The organism is Streptomyces sp. NPDC079141 (assembly GCF_040686775.1).
Lineage (GTDB): Bacteria > Actinomycetota > Actinomycetes > Streptomycetales > Streptomycetaceae > Streptomyces.
In genome coordinates, this window is the sequence record NZ_JBFBLP010000025.1 from 70,901 (window position 1) to 91,393 (window position 20,493).

The following is a 20,493-nucleotide window of genomic DNA, read 5'->3' on the forward strand; positions in this document are numbered from 1 at the left end:
TGGAGGGATGAGCGACTCTCCAGCCCCTCTCGCCGACCCGCACCTGGTGTACGACCCCGTCGCGGGAGACGGGCCCAAGGACGTGGTGATCCTCGGTTCCACCGGGTCGATCGGCACGCAGGCCATCGACCTCGTCCTGCGCAACCCGGACCGCTTCCGGGTCACCGCGCTGTCCGCCAACGGCGGCCGGGTCCCCCTCCTCGCCGAGCAGGCCCACCGACTGCGGGTGCGCACGGTCGCGGTCGCCCGCGAGGACGCCGTACCGGCACTGCGGGAGGCCCTGCAGGCGCTCTACGGCGCAGGGGAGCCGCTCCCCGAGATCCTCGCCGGCCCGGAGGCGGCCACCCAGGTCGCCGCCGCCGACTGCCACACCGTGCTGAACGGCATCACGGGCTCCATCGGCCTGGCCCCGACCCTCGCCGCCCTGGAGGCGGGCCGCACCCTCGCGCTCGCCAACAAGGAGTCGCTCATCGTCGGCGGCCCGCTGGTCAAGGCCCTTGCCAAGCCCGGACAGATCATCCCGGTCGACTCCGAGCACGCCGCCCTGTTCCAGGCGCTGGCCTCCGGCACGCGAGCCGACGTACGCAAGCTGGTCGTCACGGCGTCCGGCGGACCCTTCCGCGGCCGCACCAAGGCCGACCTGGAGCAGGTGACCGTCGAGGACGCCCTCGCCCACCCCACCTGGGCCATGGGCCCGGTGATCACGATCAACTCCGCGACCCTCGTCAACAAGGGCCTGGAAGTCATCGAGGCGCACCTCCTCTACGACATTCCCTTCGACCGCATTGAGGTCGTCGTGCACCCCCAGTCGTATGTTCACTCGATGGTCGAGTTCACGGACGGATCCACGATCGCGCAGGCGACGCCCCCCGACATGCGCGGGCCGATCGCCATCGGCCTGGGCTGGCCCGAGCGCGTCCCCGACGCGGCGCCCGCCTTCGACTGGAGCAAGGCCTCGACGTGGGAGTTCTTCCCGCTGGACAACGACGCGTTCCCGTCGGTGAACCTTGCCCGGCACGTCGGTGAGCTCGCGGGCACGGCCCCGGCGGTGTTCAATGCCGCCAACGAGGAGTGCGTGGAGGCCTTCCGGGCCGGCGCGCTGCCGTTCAACGGGATCATGGAGACCGTGACCCGGGTGGTCGAGGAGCACGGAACCCCGGCGACGGGAACTTCCCTCACCGTCGCGGACGTCCTCGAAGCGGAGACCTGGGCACGCACCCGGGCCCGGGAACTGGCGGCACAGACGGCGGAGGCCCGTGCATGACGACCCTGATGTTCATCCTCGGCATAGTGGTCTTCGCCGTCGGCCTGCTGTTCTCGATCGCCTGGCACGAGCTGGGGCACCTGTCCACCGCGAAGCTCTTCGGCATCCGCGTGCCCCAGTACATGGTCGGCTTCGGCCCGACCATCTGGTCGCGCAAGAAGGGCGAGACCGAGTACGGCATCAAGGCGGTCCCGTTCGGCGGCTACATCCGCATGATCGGCATGTTCCCGCCGGGTGCCGACGGCCGTCTGGAGGCCCGCTCCACCTCGCCCTGGCGCGGCATGATCGAGGACGCCCGCGAGGCCGCGTTCGAGGAGCTCAAGCCGGGTGACGAGACCCGCCTCTTCTACACGCGCAAGCCGTGGAAGCGGGTCATCGTGATGTTCGCGGGCCCGTTCATGAACCTGGTCCTGGCGGTCGGCCTGTTCCTCACCGTGCTGATGGGCTTCGGCATCTCGCAGCAGACCACCAGCGTCAGCTCGGTCTCCCAGTGCGTGATCGCGCAGAGCGAGAACCGCGACGACTGCAAGAAGTCCGACCCCGCCTCCCCGGCCGCCGCGGCGGGCCTGAAGGCCGGTGACAAGATCGTCTCCTTCGACGGTGTACGCACCGACGACTGGAACAAGCTCTCCGACCTCATCCGCGCCAACCCCGGCAAGGAGGTGCCGATCGTCGTCGAGCGGGGCGGCGAGGAAGTCACCCTGCACGCGAAGATCGCCACCAACCAGGTCGCCAAGAAGGACTCCAGCGGCCAGATCGTCCAGGGCGAGTACATCACCGCCGGCTTCCTCGGCTTCAGCGCCGCCACCGGCATCGTCAAACAGGACTTCGGCGACTCGGTGACCTGGATGGGCGACCGGGTCGGCGACGCCGTCGACTCCCTCGCCGCCCTGCCCGGCAAGATCCCCGCCCTGTGGGACGCGGCCTTCGGAGACGGCGAGCGCGAGGCCGACTCACCCATGGGCGTGGTCGGCGCGGCCCGGGTGGGCGGCGAGATCTTCACCCTGGACATCCCGGCCTCCCAGCAGCTGGCCATGGCGGTCATGCTGGTTGCGGGCTTCAACCTCTCCCTGTTCCTGTTCAACATGCTCCCGCTGCTGCCGCTCGACGGCGGCCATATCGCGGGCGCCCTGTGGGAGTCGCTGCGCCGCAACATCGCCAAGGTGCTGCGCCGCCCGGACCCGGGCCCGTTCGACGTGGCGAAGCTGATGCCGGTGGCCTACGTGGTGGCCGGGATCTTCATCTGCTTCACGCTGCTCGTACTGGTCGCGGATGTCGTCAACCCAGTGAGAATCTCCTAGCCATACGGAGTTCACGGCGGCCGGGGACCATGGGGTTCCCGGCCGTCCACCATTGAGTGGGTTTGCGGGCGTGGGGGTCCCCCCGCCGAGTGGGTTCGAGGTGGGGGCGTGCTCGGACGATCGCTTGTGCCGTAATCTCGAAGCCTGGAGCCCGCTGCTGACGGGACCGGACCTTGATCCACGACTTGGGGTTGCACAGCAGATGACTGCGATTTCTCTCGGCATGCCGTCCGTTCCGACCAAGCTCGCCGAGCGCCGGAAGAGCCGGCAGATCCAGGTCGGATCCGTGGCGGTCGGCGGAGACGCGCCGGTCTCGGTCCAGTCGATGACGACCACGCGTACGTCCGACATCGGCGCCACGCTCCAGCAGATCGCCGAGCTGACGGCGTCCGGCTGCCAGATCGTGCGGGTGGCGTGCCCGACGCAGGACGACGCGGACGCGCTGGCGACGATCGCGAGGAAGTCCCAGATCCCCGTCATCGCCGACATCCACTTCCAGCCGAAGTACGTCTTCGCCGCCATCGAGGCGGGCTGCGCGGCGGTCCGGGTGAACCCCGGCAACATCAAGCAGTTCGACGACAAGGTCAAGGAGATCGCGCGCGCCGCGAAGGACCACGGCACCCCGATCCGGATCGGCGTCAACGCGGGCTCCCTCGACCGGCGCCTGCTCCAGAAGTACGGCAAGGCCACGCCGGAGGCGCTCGCGGAGTCGGCCCTGTGGGAGGCGTCCCTCTTCGAGGAGCACGACTTCCGGGACATCAAGATCTCCGTCAAGCACAACGACCCCGTCGTGATGGTCGAGGCCTACCGGCAGCTCGCCGCCCAGTGCGACTACCCGCTCCACCTCGGTGTGACGGAGGCGGGCCCGGCCTTCCAGGGCACGATCAAGTCGGCCGTCGCCTTCGGCGCCCTGCTCTCCCAGGGCATCGGCGACACGATCCGCGTCTCCCTCTCCGCGCCCCCCGCCGAGGAGGTCAAGGTCGGCATCCAGATCCTGGAGTCCCTGAACCTCAAGCAGCGCGGCCTGGAGATCGTCTCCTGCCCGTCCTGCGGCCGCGCCCAGGTCGACGTCTACAAGCTGGCCGAGGAAGTCACGGCCGGCCTCACCGGCATGGAGGTCCCCCTCCGTGTGGCCGTCATGGGCTGCGTCGTCAACGGCCCCGGCGAGGCCCGCGAGGCCGACCTCGGCGTCGCCTCCGGCAACGGCAAGGGCCAGATCTTCGTCAAGGGCGAGGTCATCAAGACCGTCCCCGAGTCCAAGATCGTCGAGACCCTCATCGAGGAGGCCATGAAGCTGGCCGAACAGATGGAGGCGGACGGCGTGACGTCGGGCGAGCCTTCGGTGTCGGTGGCTGGCTGAGGAAGGTCTTCCTTCGCTCCGGGGGCTTTTCTGGCCTCGGCCCGCATCATCCAGCCCGTCCGGCGTTTTGAGGACGAGGCCCGTTCAGGGCCGAAGCGGGGGTCTGGGGGCGGCAGCCCCCAGGGACGGTGAGGTGGCCCACGGCGCCCTCTGAACCCCCGCCACCTTCACATGGCGCCGCGGCTCAGCTTCCGCAGGTACAGTGCGGAGATCAGCCCCCTGAGCGTGTGAGGCCCCGCCCGTGTTGACGCAGACCACAACCCGGGTCCTCGAACCGAGCGACCTGGACGCCGCGCTCGCCGTCCTCGACCGCGAGCCGGTCGCGAACGCCTTCGTGACCTCCCGGGTCCAGGTCGCCGGCCTGGACCCGTGGCGGCTCGGCGGCGAGATGTGGGGCTGGTACGAGGGCGGCCTGCTGACCTCCCTCTGCTACGCCGGCGCCAACCTCGTCCCGATCTGCGCCACCCCCCGAGCCGTCCGCGCCTTCGCCGACCGTGCCCGGCGGGCCGGCCGCCGCTGTTCCTCCATCGTCGGCCCCGCCGAGTCCACCGCCCAGCTGTGGCGCCTGCTCGAACCGAGCTGGGGACCCGCCCGCGACGTCCGCGCCCACCAGCCCCTCATGGTCACCGACCACCTTCCCGCGGACGTCACCCCCGACCCTTACGTCCGCCGCATCCGCAAGGACGAGATGGACACGATCATGCCGGCGTGCGTGGCGATGTTCACCGAGGAGGTCGGCGTCTCCCCGATGGCCGGCGACGGCGGCCTGCTGTACCAGGCGAGGGTCGCCGAACTCGTCGGCTCCGGCCGCTCGTTCGCCCGCCTCGACAGCGACGGCAAGGTCGTCTTCAAGGCGGAGATCGGCGCCGCGACGGACCGGGCCTGCCAGATCCAGGGCGTGTGGGTGGCACCGGAGTACCGCGGCCAGGGCGTCGCCGCCCCCGGTATGGCGGCGGTCCTGCGCTACGCCCTCGCGGACGTGGCCCCCGTGGTCAGCCTGTACGTCAACGATTTCAACACCGCGGCGAGAAGGACGTACCGCAGAGTGGGCTTCGAAGAGGTCGGTGCCTTCATGAGTGTGCTCTTCTGAGCCGCAGGGGGTTGTACTCTCCCGGCATGGACCTCGTCATCGGCCCCCTCGACCTGTCCGCCCACGTAGACGAGGCCCTAGCCGTCCAGGCCGTCGCCTTCGGACTCGGCTCCGACGAGGTCGCCGTACGCCGCCAGATCGTCCTGCGCCACATGACCCTTCCCGGCGCGAGAGCTTTCGGCGCCACCGTCGCGGACCGGCTCGTGGGATTCGTCTACGGCATGCCCAACGACCGTGCCCACTGGTGGTCCACCGTCGTCGAGCCCTACCTCCGCGCCCAGGGCAACGACTTCTGGCTCGACGACTCCTTCGTCATCACGGAACTGCACGTCCACCCCGCCTACCAGAACCGCGGGGTCGGCCGCTCCCTGATCACCACGATCACCGACGGCGCCGGCCAGCCCCGCTCGATCCTCTCCGCGATCGACACCGACAGCCCGGCCCGCGGCCTCTACCACTCCCTCGGCTACCAGGACCTCGCCCGCCGAGTCCTGTTCCCCAGCGCACCGAAGCCGTACGCCGTGATGGGCGCCCCGCTGCCCCTCCGCCGCGGTTAACCGATTTCCACCGCCCCGTACCCCCCGGCTAACCTCCTGCCATCACCCTTACGCAGCAGGAGTACGAGAACCATGGCGAACGCACCGGTCCAGCGCATGTCCCAGTTGATGGCGAAGACGCTGCGCGACGACCCGGCGGACGCCGAGGTCCTCAGCCACAAGCTCCTCGTCCGCGCCGGCTATGTCCGCCGTACCGCGGCCGGCATCTGGACCTGGCTGCCGCTCGGCAAGAAGGTCCTCGCCAACGTGGAGCGGATCGTCCGCGAGGAGATGGACGCGATCGGCGCCCAGGAGGTGCTGCTCCCCGCCCTGCTGCCGAGGGAGCCGTACGAGGCGACCGCCCGCTGGGACGAGTACGGCCCGGAGCTGTTCCGGCTCAAGGACCGCAAGGGCGGTGACTATCTCCTCGGCCCCACCCACGAGGAGATCTTCACGCTGATCGTGAAGGACCAGGCGTCCTCCTACAAGGACCTGCCGGTCATCCTCTACCAGATCCAGACCAAGTTCCGTGACGAGGCCCGCCCCCGCGCGGGCATCCTGCGCGGCCGTGAGTTCCTGATGAAGGACTCCTACTCCTTCGACCTGGAGGACGAGGGCCTGGCCCAGTCCTACGCCCTGCACCGCCAGGCCTACCAGCGGGTCTTCGAGCGCCTCGGCCTCGACTACCGCATCTGCGCCGCGACCGCGGGCGCGATGGGCGGCTCCAAGTCGGAGGAGTTCCTCGCCCCGGCCGGCGCCGGCGAGGACACCTTCGCCGACTGCCCGAACTGCGACTTCGCGGCGAACACCGAGGCGATCACCTACGAGCTGAAGGCGGTGGACGCCGAAGGCGTCCCCGCGCTCGAAGAGATCCCGACCCCGGACACCCCGACCATCGAGACCCTCGCCGCCTCCCTCGGCGTCCCGGCCTCCGCCACGCTGAAGAACCTCCTCGTCAAGGTCGACGGCGAGATCGTCGCCGTGGGCGTCCCCGGCGACCGCGAGGTCGACATGGACAAGGTCGAGGCGCACTTCGCCCCGGCGGTCGTCGAGATGGTCACCGAGGCGGACTTCGCCGAGCGCCCGGACCTGGTCCGCGGCTACGTCGGCCCGCAGGGCCTGGGCGAGAAGGTCACGTACCTCGCCGACCCGCGCGTGGCTCCCGGCACCGCCTGGATCACCGGCGCCAACAAGGAGGGCATGCACGCGAAGAACGTCGTCGCGGGCCGTGACTTCGAGGTCTCCCAGTACGTCGACGTCGTCGTCGTCCAGGAGGGCGACCCCTGCCCGAAGTGCGGCACGGGCCTGAAGCTGGACCGCGCCATCGAGATCGGCCACATCTTCCAGCTGGGCCGCAAGTACGCCGACGCCCTCAAGCTCGACGTCCTCGGCCAGCAGGGCAAGCCGGTCCGCGTCACGATGGGCTCCTACGGCATCGGCGTCTCCCGCGCCGTCGCGGCCCTCGCCGAGCAGACCGCCGACGACAAGGGCCTGTGCTGGCCCAAGGAGGTCGCCCCGGCCGACGTCCACGTCGTCGCCGCCGGCAAGGCCCTGCAGACCGAGCTCGCGCTCGACGTCTCCGAGAAGCTGGCCGCCGCCGGTCTGCGCGTCCTGTGCGACGACCGCGCCGGTGTGTCCCCGGGCGTCAAGTTCACCGACTCCGAGCTGATCGGCGTACCGCAGATCCTGGTGGCCGGCCGCCGCGCCGCCGAGGGCGTGCTGGAGCTGAAGGACCGCCGGACGGGTGAGCGCGAGGAGCTGACGGTCGAGGAGGCCATCGCCCGGCTGACCGCGTAGCCGCGGATCCGTCATCGAGGCCGTTCTTCTCGAAGTGACGCCGAGTCACTTCGAGAAGAACGGCCTTGTCGCGTGATGCCGCTGCCGTCGGCGCGGGTTCAGCCTGCCTCTGCGGCGTGGAAACAGGGCAGCAGTTCGTGCGGCAGCTCCACGCGCATACCGCAGAAGCAGCGCAACGGCCCGCCGCGGGAGACGGCCACCCCGAGGTCGATCATCAGGATGTCCCGCACTTCCCGGAGCACGTCCCGTGCCGGGACACCTCTGGCGATGCGGATAGTGACCTCGTCCGGGTCCCAGACGGCGATCTCCGTGAGATCGTCTGTCAGGGCAATGTGGATGCACACAACTGTCTCCCCAGGGACGCACTACGGCATGAGTGATCCGCTCCGGGAGGTCAGCGGCTGATTGATGGTACCGATGGCTGTGGGACGGGTGAGGTGTTTCGTCATATTCCCCGGTCGTACCGGTAGCCCCGGTCGCTTCGCGGCGGACGTCGGCGTCCCGGCCCCGGGAGCGGGCCTGCGCCGCTGACCTCACATGATGCGGCTGACCTGAAGCATTGCCTCGGCGTCCTTGAGCAGCGCCCGTTGACGTGACTCCGGCAATTGCCGGTACAGCTTCAGCAGCCTGGCCTCGCGCTCGTCCCCGCTGGGGCCGGGCACGGGACGACCGACCGCCTCGAAGAACTCCTTCGGTGTGGTCCGTACGCCCCAGCGGCGGAACACCTCGACCATGGCGCGCAGCTTCTCGGGATCGATGCGCGAGGTGCCGCGCGTGCGGTTCATCCAGGCGTTCAGCGTGGGATAGGAGATGCCGGCTTCCGCCGCCAGGTCCTTCTGGGTCCGGCCTGGGGCCCGGGCGAGCAGGCGTTCGAGCAGTGCCGCCAGGTCCTCGTCCCGGTGCGAGGGATCGTTGCCGGGGTCCGGGTCTCCTGGGCGGCTCTGCTGGTTCGTCACGCATCGAGGATCGGCCATCAATATCTACAAGCGCAAGTAGATCGCAGATCGAGGCCGCGCGGCGGGGGTGTGCGGGGGCGTTACGGCGGGTGCGACGCAACCGTGCGCCCCCATGGGAGGTCGACTTCCGGTCACGTCCTGTGCGCACCTTGACACTATATGCATCTACGTGAAGACTGTAGATAGCTCCGGATGTGGATCGCGGCCCCTGGCGTGCGACGGTGTCGTTCACCCAGAGAATCTACATCTACATGAATATTGAAGATTGGGCGAGGTGTCGTCGCCCGCATGCAGCTGAACGACGTCGACGGGAGAACCGATCGTGGCCTTGACGAACCACGTCATCACCGTTCCGGACGGCCCGGAACCCGAACTCGTCGCCCGGGCCCGCACCGGCGACCGGGAGGCGTTCGCGGGCCTGTACCACGAGCATTACCGACTCGTGTACGGCTATCTCCTCGTCCGCACGCGCAACGGACATCTCGCGGAGGATTTGACCCAGGAGGTGTTCATGCGCGCCCTGCGGCGCATCGACACCTTTGCCTGGCGGGGCAACGCCTTCGCCGCCTGGCTGATCACGATCGCCAAGAACCTCTACCTCGACGAGCTCGGCCGGGGCCGGACCCGATGGGAGACCTCGGTCGCCGAACCCGACGACTTACAGCGGCCCGGCCGGACCGCGGAGACACCGGCCCTGCGGGAACTGGAAGCCGTCGAGGCGCATGAGGTGGTCCGCGCCGTCCTGCACACCCTCAACGCGTCGCAGCGGCACTGCGTGGAACTGCGCTTCCTGGACGAACTGACGCCGCAGGAGACCGCCCTGGCGATGGGCCGCAGCGTCGGGGCCGTCAAGGCCCTGACCCACCGCGCCCTGTCGAACCTGCGCTGGGCGGCAGGGGCGGTGTCCGTGTGAACAGCAACCTTCCGCACGCCACCGGCGTGATCCGCGCGGTACTCGCGTCGGTCCGTCCGGAACAGGCCAGTGCCGTCGCGCAGGCGCTCGACTCGGCCGGACTCCTCGTCGACCCCGAGCGCTCCTTCGGGCTGGTGCTGCACCGGACGCCCGACGGCGGCTGGACGCGGGCCCCGCGCGCGGCCACCGATCTGGAGCGGCAGGCACTGGCCTGGGACGCCTCCTGCGCGCGGGCAAGGACCCTCGCCCGCGCCGTCGAGCAGCTGCTGCACGGGCGCCAGGGCCCGTCCGACGTCCGCGTCGACGGCGACCGGGTACGGGTCGTGCTGCGCGTCGACGGCCCCGCCCAGTGGGCGCGCTGGCGCGCGTACCTCGGCATCACGCGCATCGGCGAAGGTGCCCGACCCCACGCGGTGACCGGTGAGGGACAGTGCGGGGGAGTCCGGGTGACCGTGGTGGCCCACGGCGCCACGGCGGCCCCCCGAGGCGCCGCGGCCGTAGCGGCGGTGCGACCCTTCCGGCTCGGCGACGCCACCTACGACCTGACGCTGCCGCAGCGCGACGCGCACGGGGACGTCTGGTACTTCCAGGGCTGCCGCACGCACGACGGCATGCCCCTGCTCTCCCTGGCCGGCCGGCCCGAGCGATGCTCCCTCGCCAATGTGGCCGCCCATGTGGGGCCGCTGTCACCGGTGCGGACGGCGACCGCCGACGGAGAAGGGCCACCCCCGGCGCCAGCACCGCTGCCCGCCCCGGCGTCCCGCCCGCCCGGGCCGGTCGGATGAGCCTCGGCGGACCGGGCGCGCGGACCCGCGCCGACCGAGGGGCGGACGAGGGCTCACGGGCCTGGGAGGCGAACGCCGCCTGCGCTCAGTGGGACGCGGACCTCTGGTTCTCCAGCCAGGCCCTGACCACAGCCGTGGCGATCTGTGCGGCCTGTCCGGTGCTCGACGCCTGCCGGGACGCCGTGCTGCAACGGGAGAAGGGCCTGCCGAAGTGCCGACGCCAGGGCGTCGTCGCCGGGCTGACCGGCGCTCAGCGCCACGCCCTGGAACGCAGGACGGAGCGTCCGCCCGTGGAACGGCCGGCCCGCGCCCCGGCCGGACCGGCACGGAAGCAGCCCGCCCCCTGCGGAACCAGGGCGGCCTACCAGCGGCATCTGCGCCGGGGCGAGCCCGTCTGCGAGGCATGCCGCTCCGCCAACGCCCGTGACGCCGGGCGCTACCGCCGTACCGGTTCCACGCGCGACCGCGAGGAGGCCGCCCGTGTGCCCGCCCGGCGACCGGCCGGGCCAGGCGGCGAACCGAACTGACTGCCTCACCATCACCGGAGCCCTTCATGCCCTCACCCCCGTCGGCACTCCCGCCCGACGAGCCAGGAACCGACGCCCCCGGGGCCCCAGGGCCCCTCGCCCGGGCAGCCGCCGTCCTCCGCAAGGCCCTGTGGCCGAGCAGCCGGACCGTCGAACGGCCCGCCACCCCACCCGGTCGCCTCGCGCTGGACCTGGCCGACTGCCGGCGGGAGCGTGATCGCTGGCAGCGGCATGCCGACTCCTACGAGCGGGAGCTGACCCGCGCCCTGCGCGAACGGGCCTCCCTCCTCGCCTGGCTGGCGGCCCTGCACCCGGCGAGTGCCGCCGTCACTCCCGACGCGGACGGCGGTCACGTGCTCTGCGTTCAGGCGGGGGGACGGCGGCTGTGCTGGCCGCTGGCCTCCGCCGACCTGCCGCTGTTCGCCCACGTGCCGTACAGGGATCCCGTCGCCCCGCCCTCACGCGGGGACGCTCCCACGCCGGTGGACCAGGCCACGCACCTGCGCAGACACATTCGGCTGCTGGCCTTGGAAGGTGTCCTGCCCCCCGCGCCGCCCGAGACGCCACCACGCGGCCGTCCCCTGCGGTCCGGCGACCACTGAGGGCACCCGACGGCCGAGGCGATGACCCCGCGAGACTCCGGCAGACAGGCTCGGGAGGCACGTCGGCCGGACCCGCCGCGTCCCCCTGCGCACACCCCGGCAGGGGGACGCGGAGCCGTCATGTGACGAGGCCGCCTCGGCGTGACGCGGTCAGAGCCAGCTCGCGAACTCAAGCAGCAACTCCGCGTCCTTCGACCGCCCCACGCGAAGCGCCCTCGCCCCGGACTCCACCGCCCGGAACAGCGTCCAGCCCCGCAGCCGCTCCTGGTCCACGTCCAGCGACTCGGCGAGCCGCTTCACGCGACGCCGCGTCGTCGCGGCGCCCGACGGCTGGGCGATCAGATCCTCCACCCGGTCCCGCACCAGCCGCGCCAGGTCGAACGCGCACTCCCCGACCACCGGATCGGGCCCCACGGCCAGCCACGGCATCCGCTCCCCGGCGAGCACCTTGCTCTGCCGGAACGTCCCGTGCAGCAGCCGGTGTTCGGGCGGCTCGGCCAGCAGCTCGTCGCGTGCCGAAAGGGCGGCGGCCACCAGCGGGCCCGCCTCCGCGTGACCCTCGACGGTCGCCCGCATCGCCTCGGCCTGCCGACCCGTCCGCTCGGCCACCGTCTCGAAGGGATGACCGGCTGGCGGCTCCACCCAGAGCCGCCGCAGTGTCCCCGCGGCCTCCAGCAACGCCTTCGCCTCGGGCAGCGACCGCACCGACACATCCGGATGCAGCCGCTCCAACAACAGCGCCCCCTCGGTCACCGGCCCGGCTTCGAGCAGATGTACGGCACCCAGTCCGGCCCAGTGCGCCAGCGCCGCCCGCTCGCTCTCGGGGCGGGCCCGCGGCGGGGCCACCTTCAGCACGGCCGGCGTCCCGTTCGCCCGGCGCACCAGCACGACCAGGCTGCTGCGCCCGCCCGGCATCTGCACCCGCTCCACGGTCAACTCGCGTAGCGCGACGGCCTGCCCCACCGTCTCGGGCAGCTTCTCCAGCCAGCCGCCGGCGTCCGGTGCCGTCTCACCGAGCGCCCTGACCAGACGCTGCGGCGGTTCGAAAGCCATACGCGAGTGTTTCCTTTCCCCTACGCGTCACGTGGTGGGCGTCGCCGACACCGAGCCGGTGCCCGCCCGTTCGGCGAGCCCTGGGAAGGCTACGCTCTCCCCGCGCCAGCGCACCGCCCGCACCGCCGCCTCCCGCAGCGCCTCGGCGGCCGTACGCCGCCGCTCGCCCGTGGCCGCGCGCACCAGGTCGGAGTAGACCCCGGCCACCCGGTCCTCCAGCTCGGCGGCCAGCAGCACCGCGGCGGGGGAGTCCGGCACGGCGAACGGAAGCGCGTACCCGGCCTCCGCGGCCACCGGCTGCCCGCCCAGGTCCCGCACCTCCCGCACCAGGGCGTCCCGTCGTGCCCGATGGGCGTCGTACGCCCCCCGGGCCTCGCCGCGCCGCCCTTCGCGGATCCGGCCGCCGACGACGCCGTAGCCGTACACCGCCGCATGCTCGGCGGCCAGCGCCGCCTGGAGCGCGGTCAGCTCCCCGTCCTCGGCCTTGCTCATCGGCCACCCTCCGTCAGCAGGAACACATGGGCCGCTCCGGCCGCCGCCACGGAGGCCAGCAGCCGGGCCGGCTCGCCGGGCAGGTCGAGCAGTGCCGCGGTGCGCCGGTCCGCGAGGGCGCGCTCGGCGGCGGCGAGCGAGGCGAGGGCGTCCTTCTCGTCGGTGGGCACGGCCGCGGGGGACGCCGACGCCGACGCGGACGGCGAGACCGCCTTCGCTGCCTTCCACCCGAACGCCTCCGAGTGCCGGACCGTTTCCGCCCGCAGCGGCCCCAGCCGCTCCGCGAGCGCCGGATGCGCGGCGATCACGGCGTCGTACCGCTCCACCAGGTCCGCGCTGTCACGCGCCGCACGCGCGCGTGCCCGGTCGGCGGCCGACGGGCTGCCGCCCGTGCCCCCGGAGTCGTCGGACCCGCCGGAACAGCCCACGAGCAGGGCACCACCGGCGACCGAGACGAGCAGGCTCCTTCTCCGCGGCCCCGAGGGCACGCGCGACGGTAGGGGAAACGGCACGACAGACGTCCTCGGATGCTCGTACGAAGGGGAGGGGCGGCAAGCCCGTGATCACGGTACCCGTGGACGCGTTCCCGACCACTCACCGGCACCCGCCCGCTACCCGATGGACGGCAACACCCCGTGGGACCGGATACCCTTTGACCAGACACGCGACCCATCCCACAACAGCACACGCGGCCGAGGAGTCACCCGGATGAGCACCACCCAGAGCGAGAGGCTGCGAGAGCTCCTGGAACCGCTCGTCGCCTCCCAGGGCCTGGATCTCGAAGAGATCGCCGTGGACTCCGTCGGACGCAAGCGGGTGCTGAGCGTCGTCGTCGACTCCGACATGGGTGCGGACCTGGACCAGATCGCCGATGTGAGCCGCGCGCTCTCGGCGAAGCTCGACGAGACGGACGCGATGGGCGAGGGCGAGTACACCCTCGAAGTGGGAACCCCCGGTGCGGAGCGTGAACTCAAGGAGCACCGGCACTACGTACGCGCCGTCGACCGCCTGGTGAAGTTCCAGCTCACCGAGGGCGGGGACCTCGTCGCCAGGATCCTGGCCGTGGACGAGGACGGCGTCGATCTGGAAGTCCCCGGCGTGAAGGGCCGCAAGGCCACCAGCCGCAGGCTCGCCTTCGCCGACATCGCCAAGGCGCGCGTCCAGGTCGAGTTCAACCGCAAGGACAAGAAGGACATGAAGGAAGAGGAGGAGGCGTAGCCGTGGACATCGACATGAGTGCCCTGAGGGGCTTGGTTCGGGAGAAGGAGATCTCCTTCAACCTGCTGGTCGAGGCGATCGAATCGGCCCTCCTCATCGCCTACCACCGCACCGAGGGAAGCCGCCGTCACGCGCGCGTGGAGCTCAACCGGGAGACCGGGCATGTGACCGTGTGGGCGAAGGAGGACCCCGAGGACCTCGACGAGGGCCAGGAGCCCCGCGAGTTCGACGACACCCCGTCCGGCTTCGGCCGTATCGCCGCCACCACCGCCAAGCAGGTCATCCTGCAGCGGCTGCGCGACGCCGAGGACGACGCGACGCTCGGCGAGTACGCCGGTCGCGAGGGCGACATCGTCACCGGCGTGGTCCAGCAGGGCCGCGACCCGAAGAACGTGCTCGTGGACATCGGCAAGCTGGAGGCCATCCTGCCGGTGCAGGAGCAGGTCCCGGGCGAGACCTACCCGCACGGCATGCGCCTGCGCAGCTACGTCGTACGGGTGGCCAAGGGCGTACGCGGCCCGTCCGTCACGCTCTCCCGCACGCACCCCAATCTGGTGAAGAAGCTCTTCGCCCTGGAGGTGCCGGAGATCGCCGACGGTTCCGTCGAGATCGCCGCCATCGCCCGCGAGGCCGGCCACCGCACGAAGATCGCCGTACGGTCCACCCGCTCCGGCCTGAACGCCAAGGGCGCCTGCATCGGCCCCATGGGCGGCCGTGTGCGCAATGTCATGGGCGAGCTCAACGGCGAGAAGATCGACATCGTCGACTGGTCGGACGACCCGGCCGAGATGGTGGCGAACGCGCTGTCCCCGGCCCGCGTCTCCAAGGTGGAGGTCGTGGACATGGCGGCCCGCTCCGCGCGCGTGACCGTGCCGGACTACCAGCTGTCGCTGGCGATCGGCAAGGAAGGGCAGAATGCCCGTCTCGCGGCCCGGCTCACCGGCTGGCGGATCGACATCCGCCCGGACACGGAGCAGGCCGGGGAATAGATCTGAGCCGCAGGTGGCTCAGATCACGACAACAACCGTTCGATTCCTGACCCAAAGGGGTGAGGTCGGTACGGGGAGGTAGACTTAAGAGTGTCTGGCCGGACGCGAGCCCGCGCATGCCCTGAGCGCACCTGTGTGGGGTGTCGGGAGCGAGCGGCCAAGAAGGACTTGCTGCGGATCGTGGCGATTGAGGACGAGTGCGTCCCCGATCATCGCGGTACGCTGCCCGGCCGGGGTGCGTATGTGCACCCCGCCCTGGTCTGTCTCGACCTGGCGGTACGCCGTCGGGCGTTCCCACGGGCGCTGCGTGCCCCGGGACCGCTCGACACCAAGGCGTTGCGCCACTACGTCGAGCAGGCAACACCGTAAGTCGCGGTCGTGCGGAACCTCCGTGCGGCCCAGGTACCCCGCGAGTTGGAAGTAGGTCGAGATTGCGATGAGCACTCGATGAGCACGCGATGAGTACGCCCATGAAGTAGCGACGGTCCGGACGCAACCCGGACCTAAAAGGAGCGAAGTGGCTAAGGTCCGGGTATACGAACTCGCCAAGGAGTTCGGCGTGGAGAGCAAGGTCGTCATGGCCAAGCTCCAAGAACTCGGTGAATTCGTCCGTTCGGCGTCTTCGACCATCGAAGCGCCCGTTGTCCGTAAGCTGACGGACGCCCTCCAGCAGGGCGGCGGTGGCGGCAAGCCCGCCTCCGCCCGCAAGGCTGCCCCGGCGAAGCCGGCAGCCCCCTCTCCGGTGCAGGCTGCCCGTCCGGCCGCCCCGCGCCCGCCGGCCCCCAAGCCGGCCGCCGCCGAGAAGCCCGCGGCTCCCGCCGCGCCGGCCGCTCCCGGCCCCCGTCCCACCCCGGGCCCGAAGCCCGCGCCGCGGCCCGCCCCGGCGTCCCCGGCTCCGACCACGCCCGAGTTCACGGCGCCGCCGTCGGCTCCCGCCGCGCCGGCTGCCGCCCAGGGCTCCGGCCCGCGTCCGGGCGCCCCGCGTCCGGCCGGCCAGGCCCCGCGTCCGGGCGCTCGTCCGGCCGGTCCCGGCCAGGGCCGCGGTGACCGTGGCGACCGTCCCGGCGCTCCGCGCCCGGGTGGTCAGGCCCCGCGTCCCGGTGCCCGTCCGGCCGGTCCCCGTCCGGGCAACAACCCGTTCACCTCTGGTGGCTCCACCGGCATGGCGCGCCCGCAGGCGCCCCGTCCGGGCGGTGCCCCGCGTCCCGGCGGCCAGGGTGGCCCCGGCGCTCCCGGCGGCGCTCCGCGTCCGCAGGGTCAGGGCCAGGGCGGTCCTCGTCCCCAGGGCGCGGCGGGCGGTCCCCGTCCGCAGGCTCCGGGCGGCGCGCGTCCCACCCCGGGCGGCATGCCCCGTCCGCAGGGTGGCGGCCCGCGTCCCGGCGGTGGCCCCGGTGGTCCCCGTCCGAACCCCGGCATGATGCCGCAGCGTCCCGCTGCGGGCCCGCGTCCCGGTGGCGGCCCCGGTGGCCGTGGTCCCGGTGGCGGCGGTCGTCCCGGTGGCGGCGGCGGTCGTCCGGGTGGCGGCGGCGGCTTCGCCGGTCGTCCGGGTGGCGGCGGTGGCGGCTTCGCCGGCCGTCCCGGTGGTCCCGGTGGCGGTGGCGGCGGCTTCGCCGGTCGTCCGGGTGGTCCCGGCGCCGGTGGTGGCGGTCGTCCCGGCTTCGGCGGTCGTCCCGGTGGTCCCGGTGGCCGTGGTGGCACGCAGGGCGCCTTCGGTCGTCCCGGCGGTCCCGCGCGTCGCGGTCGCAAGTCGAAGCGGCAGAGGCGCCAGGAGTACGAGGCCATGCAGGCCCCGTCGGTCGGCGGCGTGATGCTGCCTCGCGGCAACGGCGAGTCCATTCGCCTGTCGCGCGGTGCGTCCCTCACCGACTTCGCGGAGAAGATCAACGCCAACCCGGCGTCGCTCGTCGCGGTCATGATGAACCTCGGCGAGATGGTCACGGCCACGCAGTCCGTCTCCGACGAGACGCTCCAGCTCCTTGCCGACGAGATGAACTACACGGTTCAGATCGTCAGCCCGGAGGAGGAGGACCGCGAGCTGCTGGAGTCCTTCGACCTGGAGTTCGGCGAGGACGAGGGCACCGAGGAAGACCTGGTCGTCCGTCCGCCGGTCGTGACCGTCATGGGTCACGTCGACCACGGTAAGACCCGACTCCTCGACGCCATCCGCAAGACGAACGTCATCGCGGGCGAGGCCGGCGGCATCACCCAGCACATCGGTGCCTACCAGGTCGCGACCGAGGTCAACGGCGAAGACCGCAAGATCACCTTCATCGACACCCCGGGTCACGAGGCGTTCACCGCCATGCGTGCCCGTGGTGCGAAGTCGACCGACATCGCGATCCTGGTCGTCGCGGCCAACGACGGCGTCATGCCGCAGACGGTCGAGGCGCTCAACCACGCCAAGGCGGCCGACGTCCCGATCGTCGTCGCGGTCAACAAGATCGACGTCGAGGGTGCCGACCCGACCAAGGTCCGCGGTCAGCTGACCGAGTACGGCCTGGTCGCCGAGGAGTACGGCGGCGACACGATGTTCGTCGACATCTCCGCCAAGCAGGGTCTGCACATCGACTCCCTGCTGGAGGCCGTGATCCTCACGGCCGACGCCTCGCTCGACCTGCGCGCCAACCCGAACCAGGACGCGCAGGGCATCTCGATCGAGTCCCGGCTCGACCGCGGCCGTGGTGCCGTGGCGACCGTGCTCGTCCAGCGAGGCACCCTGCGGGTCGGCGAGACGATGGTGGTGGGCGACGCCTACGGCCGCGTCCGCGCCATGCTCGACGACAACGGCAACAACGTCGCCGAGGCCGGCCCCTCGACTCCGGTCCAGGTGCTGGGTCTGACCAACGTCCCGGGCGCCGGCGACAACTTCATCGTCGTCGACGAGGACCGTACGGCCCGTCAGATCGCCGAGAAGCGTGCCGCCCGCGAGCGCAACGCGGCCTTCGCCAAGCGCACGCGCCGTGTCTCGCTTGAGGACCTGGACAAGGTGCTCAAGGCCGGCGAGGTCCAGCAGCTCAACCTCATCATCAAGGGTGACGCTTCTGGTTCCGTCGAGGCCCTGGAGTCCTCCCTGCTCCAGCTGGACGTCGGCGAAGAGGTCGACATCCGCGTCCTGCACCGCGGCGTCGGTGCGGTCACGGAGTCCGACATCGACCTGGCGATGGGCTCGGACGCCATCGTGATCGGCTTCAACGTCCGTGCGGCCGGCCGCGCGGCGCAGATGGCCGAGCGCGAGGGCGTGGACGTCCGCTACTACTCGGTCATCTACCAGGCGATCGAGGAGATCGAGGCGGCCCTCAAGGGCATGCTCAAGCCGGAGTACGAAGAGGTCGAGCTCGGTACGGCGGAGATCCGCGAGGTCTTCAAGTCGTCCAAGCTGGGCAACATCGCGGGTGTTCTCATCCGCTCCGGCGAGGTCAAGCGGAACACCAAGGCGCGCCTCATCCGCGACGGCAAGGTGGTCGCGGAGAACCTCAACATCGAGGGTCTGCGTCGCTTCAAGGACGATGTCACCGAGATCCGCGAAGGGTTCGAGGGCGGTATCAACCTCGGCAACTTCAACGACATCAAGGTCGACGACGTCATCGCGACGTACGAGATGCGCGAGAAGCCGCGCGCGTGACCTGACACGCGACCGGGGCCGGTCGGCGGAAGTTATTCCGTCGATCGGCCCCGGCCGTTGCGTGTACGGTTCCCGTATCGGCGTCGATGCGTGGCGCCCGTACCCCGAACCGGCGGGACATCCGGATACACACATGTATGTGGGGACTCTGTCCTTCGACCTGCTCCTCGGTGACGTTCGCTCGCTGAAGGAGAAGCGCTCTCTCGTCCGTCCGATCGTGGCCGAACTCCAGCGCAAGTACGCGGTGAGCGCGGCGGAGACGGGCAGCCAGGACCTTCATCGCCGGGCCGAGATCGGGCTCGCGATGGTCTCCGGGGACACGGGACACCTCTCCGACGTACTGGACCGCTGCGAGCGGCTGGTCGCCGGACGGCCCGAGGTGGAACTGCTCTCGGTTCGACGCAGGCTCCACAGCGACGAAGACTGATGCAAGAAGCAAGAACTTAAGGAGACGGACCAGTGGCCGACAACGCGCGGGCGAAAAGGCTGGCGGACCTCATCCGGGAGGTGGTGGCCCAGAAGCTGCAGCGCGGGATCAAGGACCCGCGGCTCGGCTCGCACGTCACCATCACGGACACCCGGGTCACGGGTGACCTGCGGGAGGCGACCGTCTTCTACACGGTCTACGGGGACGACGAGGAGCGGAAGGCCGCGGCCGCCGGGCTGGAGAGCGCCAAGGGCGTGCTCCGCAGCGCGGTCGGTGCGGCGGCGGGCGTGAAGTTCACGCCGACGCTCACCTTCGTGGCCGACGCGCTGCCCGACACCGCCCGGACCATCGAGGACCTCCTCGACAAGGCCCGCCAGTCCGACGAGAAGGTGCGCGAGGTCTCGGCCGGCGCCACCTACGCCGGTGAGGCCGACCCGTACAAGAAGCCGGGTGACGACGAGGACGACGCCGCCGAATGACGCAGAAACACCGGACGCCCGACGGGCTTGTCATCGTCGACAAGCCGTCGGGCTTCACCTCGCACGACGTGGTCGCCAAGATGCGCGGGATCGCCAGGACCCGCCGCGTCGGCCACGCCGGCACGCTCGACCCCATGGCGACGGGCGTGCTCGTCCTCGGCGTCGAGAAGGCCACCAAGCTCCTCGGACACCTCGCGCTGACCGAGAAGGAGTACCTGGGCACCATCCGGCTCGGCCAGACCACGGTCACCGACGACGCCGAGGGCGAGATCACGGGGTCGGTCGATGCCTCGAAGGTCACCCGCGATGCCGTCGACGCCGGGATCGCCAAGCTGACCGGCGACATCATGCAGGTGCCGTCCAAGGTCAGCGCCATCAAGATCGACGGCGTGCGCTCGTACAAGCGGGCCCGCGACGGCGAGGACTTCGAGATCCCCGCCCGCCCCGTCAGGATCTCCTCCTTCACGGTCTACGACGTCCGTGACGCCGTCGCCGAGGACGGCACCCCCGTACTCGACCTGGTCGTGTCGGTGGTCTGCTCCTCCGGCACCTACATCCGGGCGCTCGCCCGCGATCTGGGCGCCGATCTGGGCGTCGGCGGCCACCTCACGGCGCTGCGCCGCACCCGCGTCGGCCCGTACAAGCTGGACACGGCGAAGACGCTGGACCAGCTCCAGCAGGAGCTGACGGTGATGCCGATCGCCGAGGCCGCCGCGGCCGCGTTCCCGCGCTGGGACGTGGACGCCAAGCGGGCCCGCCTCCTCCTGAACGGCGTGCGGCTCGACATGCCCGACGAGTACGCGGGATCCGGCGCCGTGGCCGTCTTCGACCCCGAGGGCCGTTTCCTCGCGCTCGTCGAGGAGCACAAGGGCAAGGCGAAGAGCCTGGCCGTCTTCGGCTGAACTCCTTCGCCCGCCCGTGGAGCGGCGCGCACGGGGTGGTTCGCTGCCCGCCGCTCCACGGCCCCCCTGGGTTCCCCCCACCCCTAGGGTGTATCCAGCGATCCCCGTTCATTCACCCGTCCGGGCAGGCGCTCGGAGTGAACCGAGGGAGCGGAAGGGGGCGCGTTCGCCGCGCGATCT

At 71.4% G+C, this 20,493-nt stretch carries 22 protein-coding genes; 17 read left to right on the plus strand and 5 right to left on the minus strand.

Going from position 1 to position 20,493, the window contains the following annotated elements:
- Positions 1 to 7: 7 nt before the first annotated feature.
- The 6 genes from dxr (at position 8) to AB0Q90_RS39655 (ending at position 7,348) form a co-directional block, all read left to right on the plus strand.
- Positions 8 to 1,264 carry a 1-deoxy-D-xylulose-5-phosphate reductoisomerase gene (gene dxr / locus AB0Q90_RS39630; RefSeq protein ID WP_363165221.1) on the plus strand — a complete coding sequence of 419 codons (1,257 nt, stop codon included), beginning with the start codon at positions 8 to 10 and terminating at the stop codon, positions 1,262 to 1,264.
- 8 nt (positions 1,265 to 1,272) lie between these two features.
- Positions 1,273 to 2,565 carry a site-2 protease family protein gene (locus AB0Q90_RS39635; protein ID WP_363165276.1) on the plus strand — a complete coding sequence of 431 codons (1,293 nt, stop codon included), beginning with the start codon at positions 1,273 to 1,275 and terminating at the stop codon, positions 2,563 to 2,565.
- A gap of 202 nt (positions 2,566 to 2,767) precedes the next feature.
- Positions 2,768 to 3,925: a flavodoxin-dependent (E)-4-hydroxy-3-methylbut-2-enyl-diphosphate synthase gene (ispG, locus tag AB0Q90_RS39640; RefSeq protein ID WP_363165220.1), complete on the plus strand. Its 1,158-nt coding sequence runs from the start codon at positions 2,768 to 2,770 to the stop codon at positions 3,923 to 3,925.
- A gap of 241 nt (positions 3,926 to 4,166) precedes the next feature.
- Complete coding sequence (locus AB0Q90_RS39645) at positions 4,167 to 5,015, plus strand: GNAT family N-acetyltransferase (protein ID WP_363165219.1); 849 nt, start codon at positions 4,167 to 4,169, stop codon at positions 5,013 to 5,015.
- A gap of 26 nt (positions 5,016 to 5,041) precedes the next feature.
- The gene (locus AB0Q90_RS39650) at positions 5,042 to 5,572 is read left to right on the plus strand and encodes a GNAT family N-acetyltransferase (RefSeq protein ID WP_363165218.1); all 531 of its coding nucleotides are present in this window, start codon (positions 5,042 to 5,044) and stop codon (positions 5,570 to 5,572) included.
- A gap of 72 nt (positions 5,573 to 5,644) precedes the next feature.
- Positions 5,645 to 7,348, plus strand: coding sequence for a proline--tRNA ligase (locus AB0Q90_RS39655; protein ID WP_363165217.1), 1,704 nt, complete (start codon positions 5,645 to 5,647; stop codon positions 7,346 to 7,348).
- 98 nt (positions 7,349 to 7,446) lie between these two features.
- Here AB0Q90_RS39655 and AB0Q90_RS39660 read toward each other — a convergent pair whose 3' ends face one another.
- Both AB0Q90_RS39660 and AB0Q90_RS39665 read right to left on the minus strand, forming a co-directional pair.
- Positions 7,447 to 7,692 (minus strand): hypothetical protein, encoded by a 246-nt coding sequence (locus AB0Q90_RS39660; RefSeq protein WP_363165216.1) that lies wholly within the window; start codon positions 7,690 to 7,692, stop codon positions 7,447 to 7,449.
- Positions 7,693 to 7,881: 189 nt separating this feature from the next.
- Positions 7,882 to 8,304 carry a helix-turn-helix domain-containing protein gene (locus AB0Q90_RS39665; protein ID WP_363165215.1) on the minus strand — a complete coding sequence of 141 codons (423 nt, stop codon included), beginning with the start codon at positions 8,302 to 8,304 and terminating at the stop codon, positions 7,882 to 7,884.
- Positions 8,305 to 8,626: 322 nt separating this feature from the next.
- Here AB0Q90_RS39665 and AB0Q90_RS39670 point away from each other — a divergent pair, with 322 nt between their 5' ends.
- The 4 genes from AB0Q90_RS39670 to AB0Q90_RS39685 are packed head-to-tail and all read left to right on the plus strand — an operon-like array spanning position 8,627 to position 11,131.
- Positions 8,627 to 9,217, plus strand: a complete 591-nt coding sequence (locus AB0Q90_RS39670) for a sigma-70 family RNA polymerase sigma factor (protein ID WP_363165214.1) — start codon at positions 8,627 to 8,629, stop codon at positions 9,215 to 9,217.
- The gene (locus AB0Q90_RS39675; protein WP_363165213.1) at positions 9,214 to 10,002 is read left to right on the plus strand and encodes a BN159_2729 family protein; all 789 of its coding nucleotides are present in this window, start codon (positions 9,214 to 9,216) and stop codon (positions 10,000 to 10,002) included. The genes AB0Q90_RS39670 and AB0Q90_RS39675 overlap by 4 nt, the downstream gene beginning before the upstream one ends.
- The gene (locus AB0Q90_RS39680) at positions 9,999 to 10,529 is read left to right on the plus strand and encodes a WhiB family transcriptional regulator (protein ID WP_363165212.1); all 531 of its coding nucleotides are present in this window, start codon (positions 9,999 to 10,001) and stop codon (positions 10,527 to 10,529) included. Before AB0Q90_RS39675 ends, AB0Q90_RS39680 begins: the two co-directional genes overlap by 4 nt.
- Positions 10,530 to 10,555: 26 nt before the next feature.
- On the plus strand, positions 10,556 to 11,131 hold the full coding sequence (locus AB0Q90_RS39685; protein WP_363165211.1) for a hypothetical protein: 576 nt from the start codon (positions 10,556 to 10,558) through the stop codon (positions 11,129 to 11,131).
- Positions 11,132 to 11,281: 150 nt separating this feature from the next.
- Here AB0Q90_RS39685 and AB0Q90_RS39690 read toward each other — a convergent pair whose 3' ends face one another.
- Genes AB0Q90_RS39690 through AB0Q90_RS39700 form a run of 3 tightly spaced genes read right to left on the minus strand, consistent with a single transcriptional unit; the run spans position 11,282 to position 13,188 of the window.
- A complete protein-coding gene (locus AB0Q90_RS39690) occupies positions 11,282 to 12,184 on the minus strand; it encodes an aminoglycoside phosphotransferase family protein (protein WP_363165210.1) in 903 nt (300 codons plus the stop codon).
- A 27-nt stretch (positions 12,185 to 12,211) separates the two neighbouring features.
- A complete protein-coding gene (locus AB0Q90_RS39695) occupies positions 12,212 to 12,676 on the minus strand; it encodes a ferritin-like domain-containing protein (RefSeq protein ID WP_363165209.1) in 465 nt (154 codons plus the stop codon).
- Complete coding sequence (locus tag AB0Q90_RS39700) at positions 12,673 to 13,188, minus strand: hypothetical protein (protein ID WP_363165208.1); 516 nt, start codon at positions 13,186 to 13,188, stop codon at positions 12,673 to 12,675. Before AB0Q90_RS39700 ends, AB0Q90_RS39695 begins: the two co-directional genes overlap by 4 nt.
- 196 nt (positions 13,189 to 13,384) lie before the next feature.
- Between AB0Q90_RS39700 and rimP the strand changes: the two genes are divergently transcribed.
- The 7 genes from rimP to truB all read left to right on the plus strand — a co-directional run bounded on the left by rimP (position 13,385) and on the right by truB (position 20,313).
- Positions 13,385 to 13,894: a ribosome maturation factor RimP gene (gene rimP, locus AB0Q90_RS39705; RefSeq protein ID WP_363165207.1), complete on the plus strand. Its 510-nt coding sequence runs from the start codon at positions 13,385 to 13,387 to the stop codon at positions 13,892 to 13,894.
- A 2-nt stretch (positions 13,895 to 13,896) separates the two neighbouring features.
- The gene (nusA, locus tag AB0Q90_RS39710) at positions 13,897 to 14,883 is read left to right on the plus strand and encodes a transcription termination factor NusA (RefSeq protein WP_363165206.1); all 987 of its coding nucleotides are present in this window, start codon (positions 13,897 to 13,899) and stop codon (positions 14,881 to 14,883) included.
- 90 nt (positions 14,884 to 14,973) lie between these two features.
- Positions 14,974 to 15,252 carry a YlxR family protein gene (locus tag AB0Q90_RS39715; protein WP_363165205.1) on the plus strand — a complete coding sequence of 93 codons (279 nt, stop codon included), beginning with the start codon at positions 14,974 to 14,976 and terminating at the stop codon, positions 15,250 to 15,252.
- 148 nt (positions 15,253 to 15,400) lie between these two features.
- A complete protein-coding gene (gene infB / locus AB0Q90_RS39720) occupies positions 15,401 to 18,505 on the plus strand; it encodes a translation initiation factor IF-2 (protein WP_365734365.1) in 3,105 nt (1,034 codons plus the stop codon).
- Positions 18,506 to 18,638: 133 nt separating this feature from the next.
- Positions 18,639 to 18,932 (plus strand): DUF503 domain-containing protein, encoded by a 294-nt coding sequence (locus AB0Q90_RS39725; RefSeq protein WP_363166014.1) that lies wholly within the window; start codon positions 18,639 to 18,641, stop codon positions 18,930 to 18,932.
- 32 nt (positions 18,933 to 18,964) lie between these two features.
- A complete protein-coding gene (gene rbfA / locus AB0Q90_RS39730; protein WP_186287346.1) occupies positions 18,965 to 19,411 on the plus strand; it encodes a 30S ribosome-binding factor RbfA in 447 nt (148 codons plus the stop codon).
- The gene (gene truB, locus AB0Q90_RS39735) at positions 19,408 to 20,313 is read left to right on the plus strand and encodes a tRNA pseudouridine(55) synthase TruB (RefSeq protein WP_363166013.1); all 906 of its coding nucleotides are present in this window, start codon (positions 19,408 to 19,410) and stop codon (positions 20,311 to 20,313) included. The genes rbfA and truB overlap by 4 nt, the downstream gene beginning before the upstream one ends.
- Positions 20,314 to 20,493 lie beyond the last annotated feature (180 nt).